This window comes from Protofrankia sp. Cas3 (assembly GCF_963555955.1).
Lineage (GTDB): Bacteria > Actinomycetota > Actinomycetes > Frankiales > Frankiaceae > Protofrankia.
In genome coordinates this window covers 1-6,307 of record NZ_CAUVXP010000234.1, presented here as the reverse complement: position 1 = coordinate 6,307, position 6,307 = coordinate 1, and the positions used below count along the sequence as shown (strand labels likewise).

The 6,307-nt window shown below is 68.2% G+C and carries 3 protein-coding genes and 2 pseudogenes; 2 read left to right on the top strand and 3 right to left on the bottom strand.

Features of this window, described 5'->3' with window-relative positions; translation table 11 throughout:
• Positions 1 to 229: 229 nt before the first annotated feature.
• Positions 230 to 2,011: a serine/threonine-protein kinase gene (locus tag U9983_RS25965; RefSeq protein WP_322756528.1), complete on the top strand. Its 1,782-nt coding sequence runs from the start codon at positions 230 to 232 to the stop codon at positions 2,009 to 2,011.
• Between the two features lie 536 nt (positions 2,012 to 2,547).
• Positions 2,548 to 2,780, top strand: a pseudogene (locus tag U9983_RS28170) (hypothetical protein); the annotation flags it as partial.
• Between the two features lie 17 nt (positions 2,781 to 2,797).
• Here the strand turns inward: U9983_RS28170 and U9983_RS25955 are convergent.
• From U9983_RS25955 to U9983_RS25945, 3 genes and pseudogenes are all read right to left on the bottom strand, one after another.
• The gene (locus U9983_RS25955; protein ID WP_322756526.1) at positions 2,798 to 3,934 is read right to left on the bottom strand and encodes a Fic family protein; all 1,137 of its coding nucleotides are present in this window, start codon (positions 3,932 to 3,934) and stop codon (positions 2,798 to 2,800) included.
• 3 nt (positions 3,935 to 3,937) lie between these two features.
• Entirely contained in the window at positions 3,938 to 4,261 is a 324-nt protein-coding gene (locus tag U9983_RS25950; protein ID WP_416211549.1) for a hypothetical protein, read from the bottom strand.
• 119 nt (positions 4,262 to 4,380) lie between these two features.
• Positions 4,381 to 5,893 (bottom strand): annotated as a pseudogene (locus U9983_RS25945) (AAA family ATPase).
• Positions 5,894 to 6,307: the final 414 nt, after the last annotated feature.

Genomic DNA, 6,307 nt, shown 5'->3' with positions numbered 1-6,307 from the left:
GTCCCTACCCGCGCGGGAGATTTGGTGCCGTTCGGGATCGGATGAAAGGCCACATCGGATGGAAGGCCACCCAGCCGAGATGGCAGGCAGTCCCGGCAATCCGTGGTGTTCCGGGGTCCTGGGGCGCTCTAAGCTGGCTCCACCATGGTGATGCTGTGATGATCCGGGTCGTGACGACAGGACGGCCAACAGGACGGCCAACGGCACGACCGGGCTGCTGGGGCGTTTGGTGATTATCGAGCGGGCGCGGGTTGCCGCGGCGGTGCCCAACTACGTCCTCGGCGAGTATCTGGGCTCGGGGGCGTTCGGGCTGGTGCTGAAGGCAGAGCACCGACGGATGCGCAGGCCGGTGGCGATCAAGGTGATCCCAGCCGAGACGGCCGAAGGCGAGCGGATCGACTTCGCCGCCGAGGCGCGGGTGCTGGGCGGACTGGATCATCCGCATGTGGTCCGGGTCTACGACTACATCGAGGCCGAGGACCTGTGCCTCGTGGTGATGGAGCTGCTGGCCGGGGGCACGCTGACCCGCCGGCGGGGCACGCTGACGCCGGAGCAGGCGTGTGCGGTGGGCCTGGCGGTGGCCGCGGCGTTGAGCCACGCCCACGACCACAGTGTGCTGCACCGCGACGTCAAGGCCGACAACATCCTGTTCGCCACGGACGGGACGGTGAAGGTCGTCGACTTCGGCATCGCGAAGCTGTTCGAGGGGTCGGCGACCACCGCCAGCAAAGTCGCCGGCACGCCGGTCTACATGGCGCCCGAACAGATCGAGGGCGGCCGGCTGTGCCCGGCGACCGACCTGTACTCGCTGAGCATCGTGCTCTACCAGCTCCTGGCCGGCCGGCCGCCATTCGACCCGAAACAGCCACTGCACATACTGTGGCGCAGGCAGCTGACCGAGCCCGCCCCGCCCATGGTCGGGGTGCCCGCACCGGTCGCCCAGGTGGTGCTGCACGCGTTGGAGAAGGACCCAGCCGCCCGCCACCCGGACGCCGCCGCGTTCGCCCTCGCCCTCGCCCTCGCCACGGCCGCGGCCTACGGCGCGGGCTGGATCACCCGAGCCGGCCTGCCGCTGCACCTCGACGACGCCGTCCGCCGCGCCGCCGAGCAGCCGCCAGCCGCCGACGTGCCAACGGTCGCCCACACCCTCGTCACCGCCCACACCCTCGTCACCCCCGGCCTCGCCGCCGCCAAGCCCACGACCGTCGCCGGCGACGATGCGACGGAGGAACAGCCCGAAGGCGAGCGCCTGGACACCCCCGAATCCACCGAGGACGTGTTCGCTCGCCTACTGCGGACTCACGGCCCCGACCACCCCGACACCCTGGATGCGGCGAACAATCTCGCCATCCGGCTGAGCGCCCTCGGTGACCATCAAGCCGCCCGCGAACTCGACGAGGACACCCTCACCCGGCGCCGCCGAACCCTCGGGCCCGACCACCCCGGCACCCTCAACTCGGCCCACAACCTTGCCGTCGACCTCGCCGAGCTCGGCGACCGTCACGCCGCCCGCGACCTGTACCAGGACACCCTCACCCGGCGCCGCCGAACCCTCGGGCCCGACCACCCCGACACCCTCAACTCGGCGAACAACCTCGGCATCCTGCTGAGCGCCCTGGGCGATCACGAGACCGCCCGCGAACTCGGCGAGGACACCCTCGCCCGCCGCCGCCGCGTCCTCGGGCCCGACCACCCCGACACCCTCAACTCGGCCTACAACCTCGCCGTACGGCTGAGCGCCCTCGGGGACCACCAGGCCGCCCGCGCACTCGGCGAGGACACCCTCGCCCGGCACCGCCGCGTCCTCGGGCCCGACCACCCCGACACGCTCACCTCGGCCTACAACCTCGCCATCTATCTGGGCAAACTCGGCCGGTACCAGGATGCCCGCGCACTCGGCGAAGACGTCCTGGCCAGCCGCCGCCGGATCCTCGGCCCTCGCCACCCCGACACCCTCGGCGCCGAGGAAGCCCTCCAGTGGTGGATCCACCAGGGTTCGGCCGGCGCGTAGCGCGTAGTACCCGACGTTCGTCCAGCAGGACCCCCGTCGTCGGGCCGCCAGCCACCACCCGAAAGAATCTGACATGCCGCGCCCATTTCCACAGCGACGGGTCGAGAACGGAACCTCGGAAGCCGCGACCGTTGCCGAGACCGCGCAGGTGGCCCTTGCATTCAGCCCCTTCCGTCTCCACGGCATTACGAAAATCTCAGAAACCCGGATCCTCCCAAGTCAGAGGCACTTTCCCGTCACCGGGGCACCCCCACCGCCACGATCAAACAGGCTCCGGCGTGAACAGCCGGGATTAAGCGCGCCGAACGATAGCGCGCCGAACGATGTAGATTTTGTGTCGCCAGAACAGCACAACAATCACATCGTTGGACCCCCACACTCATGGGCTCCGCGTGCGAACTCTCGGCCGCCGGCCCGGAAGTCACGGCGGAATCAAGCGATCATGGCGGCGCATGCCGTTCCAACAGATCATTGAACTCCGTCCATAGGATGGATGACTCCGGCTATAATAAGTCGAGTTATTAAGAGGAGTTGCGGTGGACAAGCCCGCCGAGATGTTCGACCGCGACTTCGAATGGGCCGAGCTCACCCGCTTCGCCCACCACCCGAGCCGGGAAGCCACCCTGGATGTGATCTCCGGGCGGCGGCGCCAGGGTAAGACCTTCCTCCTCGACGCGATCACCCGCGCCCATGGTGGTCTGACGAGTTTCCCTTCCTCGCCAAGGCCTCCCCCGCCCTGCCCTCCATCATCCAACGCGCCCTGGACCCGACGGCCCGGGTTGCTTGTCAGCTGGTGTATGGATTCCTCAAGGTCATGGGCGTGCGTGCGATGTCAAGTGCCGGCTGAGGGAAACGGGGGCCTGCCGTGTAGTAGCGGGCCCGGGTTCGGCCGACCGGTTCCAGGACGTGGGCGGTGGTGAGGTCGCGGAGGTCGCGTTGCGCCTGCTGCAGGCTCAGGCCCTCGGCGTGTTCGTAGCGTGAGCGGCGGACGCGTCCAGCCATGGCCACGTCGTGCAGTGCGGTCACCACTCGCTCGTCCAGACCGGTGCTCTCGGCGACTTCGGAGAGTGCGCCCCATACCCGCCCGGAGCGGTCGAGTCGGCCTTGAACGGCCTGGGCCTGCTGGTGGTAGGCGGTCAGGTTGAGGCGGATCCAGCTGGAGACTTCCTGGTCGGGAAGGTACTTCGGGCCCCGATCGGTGAGTTCGCGATAGTACTCCCAGGTGTTGCCGGGGCGGCCGAGCCACGCCTCGATGGACGAGAGCTCCGGGGCCAGGACGCCTTCGCGGGCGATCATGAGAGTCTGCAGCGAACGGGACATCCGGCCGTTCCCGTCGGCCCAGGGGTGGATGGACACAAGGTGCAGATGTGCCATAGCCGCTCGCACCAGCAGGTGGGTGTCGTTGTCGGCGTTGAGCCAGTCGATGAGTTCCGTCATCAGCGCGGGGACGACATCGGCGTCCGGGGCTGTGTAGGCCGCGATGGCGGGGTCGCGGGCGTCGGTGACGTAGACGGGGCCCCGGCGCCACTGCCCGGCCGGCTTGCGCACGGTGTGACGGTGGCCTTGCAACATCCAGTGCAGAGCGTTGAGTAGGCCTTTGCTGTAGCTGACGTCCTCGGCATCGTGGAGCGTCTGGATATACGTCATCATCCGCTGATAGGCGAGGGTCTCCTCGCGGTTCTCGTCCGAGATCTCGACATCTCGCTCGCCGTCCATCAGGTCCTCGACGTCGATCGTGGCTACCTTGAAGCCCTCGATGGAGTTCGAGGCTGCGACGGCATCGGCGGTCAGGAACGTCCGGAGCCTCTCAGTCCATTTCGACGGCGTGGTCTGGATGTGGTGCCGCAGTGCATCCCGCATGCCGTCGATCTCGCTGAGCACCTGATCGTCGGCAGGTCTGAGGGCCGGCGTGGGGTAGAGCATGCATCAACGATAGATTGACGCAGTCATCACGTCAAGCCAGGTGGTCCGGCTGCGAGCAGGTGACCTTGTGGGGTTCCCGAACTCGGCCGCCCGGTCCCCGCGGCTCAAGAGGATGTCCCGGATCTGCCGGGTGGTCCACAGCCCGTCCGGATCCGCGGTAACCCCAAGGACGTGGACAAGGACATGGACAAGGACATGGACAAGGACATGGACAAGGACATGGACAAGGACATGGACGTAGCGGGTGCCGACTTCCATGACGAAGAAGCAGTACAGACACCGCAGCGTCATGGCGCAGTCCACGTGGAAGAAGTCAACGGCCAGCATGGTCGAGGCCCACCGCCGGAAGCGGGGCTCGCGGGGTGGACGGCCACCGGCTCAAACGCCACCGGGCGGTCGCGACACGGTACGCCCGAGCGTCGGGTGCTTGGTGGGCGAGGGGAGAATTACGCCCGCAGGACCGTGACCGTGCGGCCGGTCTGGGTGGTGGCAATATCGAACTGGGTACGTTCACTGAGGTCGGGGGCATCGGGGCGGCAGTCAAAGATGATCAGAATACCGGTGTCGAGGCCGAGGCGGTCGAGGTAGCGGTCAAGCTGAGTCAGGCCTTGGCACAGCGGGTCGGCCTTGCCGGGATGCCAGACCTTGAGCTCGAGGGCTTCCCGCTGCCAGTGGCGTTTGCCGTTCTCGTTTGGGTAGGGCCAGCGGATGAGCAGATCAATCCGCCCCCGGCCGACGCCGTACTCCCGTTCCACGTAGCCACCGCCGTTGACGACGCGTTGGAGGAAGCCCATGAGGACGAGCTGTGGGGCGACCTCGTGGTAGTGCTCCGTCGAGGTCAGTACGTCGCCGTGCTCGATCCAGAATTCGGCGAATTCCCGCAGCAGCAGCGCGACGTCGAAACGGCCGTCTGGCAGCACGAAGCTGCGGGGGTCGGCGACGACATTGGCCTCAACCTGGGTGGTCAGGACTCGGACGACGACCTCTCGGTAGATGGGGTTGGCGATCCGGACCGGGTCCTTCGGGGCGACCAGGCCGAGGTCGCGGGCGTAGGCGAGGTCGTCGTCGTAGGGGTCGAGCTGCACCAGGTCGCCGGCCAGCAAGGGCAGCACGATCCGACGGACTCGCGGCTCGGCCAGCCGGGCGGCCAGCGAGTCCAGGTGCGTCGCTCGCGCCAGGATCAGGCGCTCCTTCGCCTGTTCCAGGTGGTCGACCGTGATCGGCGTCGAGACCGGCAGCGCCATCTTCACGACGATTTCCCGGGCCAGCGCGTTGACCAGCCATGGCTGGCCTGCGGTCAGCTCGAACGCTCGGGCCACCACCGCCGGCGTGAACTCCTGCCCGGTGTCGGCGGTGTGCTGCCCGTACAGCTCGGCGACTTCCTCCGCCGTGAAGTCCCCCAGCCGCAGCGACTCCAGCTTGATGTTGAACGGGCTCGACGTCCCCAACCGTGACGGATCGCCTCCGGATGCCGCTCCGGGGTCCCGCGGAATCGCGAAGCGATTTCGGGGGTGGCAGTCACAGACGTCCCGCAGGCCACACAGCGCGACCGAGGTGGGAAAGCCGATCGGGCGGTCGCGATAACCGTCCCGGAGTTGGCTGAGGACGCTGATCAGACTCTGCCCGCTCAGCGCATCGATCTCGTCGAAGAACAGCACCAACGGCCGGGGGCAGACCTGCGCCCATACCGACAGACCCGCCGCGAGCAGCGTGCCTTCCGACACCTCCGGCCACGGCGGCGGGCGCAGGTCCGCGGGCAGCGCCGTACCGGCCTTTGGCCGTCAGTTCCTCGGCGAGCGCGGTCAGCGTCGTCGTCTTCCCTGTCTGCCGTGGCGCGTGCACGACGAAGTACCCTTCCTGCTCCACCAGGTCGGGAACCTCCGGCAAGCGTGACACTGCCGGAATCATGTAGTCGACCCCAGGCCGGCACGGACCAGCCGTCTGGAACCGGCGAGCCATCGATCGTCACACTCCATCCGCCAGGCGGCACGGATCACGCTGCGCCCCCAACCCTACGCACCCACCACCACCGATCGGCGATCTCTCCGACCGCGACGCACCCACTCCCACAACAACTAGTGATCTCGCGGAGGGGCACGTGCGCCCGGTGCCCTGGATGTGGGAATGGCGAAACCGGCGCTGGGCGCAGCGCGATCCATCCCTCCTGCGCCGTCATTTGGCCGAGCGGTAGGTCCCCGGGCTTGTGGTGGCTGGACAATCGGGTCGTCGGCCCACGTTGTCGGAGACGGCCGCCACACCCACCTGGTCTTCTTCCGGACGCGTCTCACCCGGCGCGGCAGGCGCGGGCGTAGCGCGACGGGGGCAGACCGACGATCGCGGAGAACTCCCGCGTGAGGTGTGCCTGGTCGCTTT

Excerpts from the sequence above, each read along its gene's own strand:
- U9983_RS25955 (WP_322756526.1), bottom strand. The coding sequence starts at position 3,934 with ATGCTCTACCCCACGCCGGCCCTCAGACCTGCCGACGATCAGGTGCTC.
- U9983_RS25950 (WP_416211549.1), bottom strand. The coding sequence starts at position 4,261 with ATGCTGGCCGTTGACTTCTTCCACGTGGACTGCGCCATGACGCTGCGG.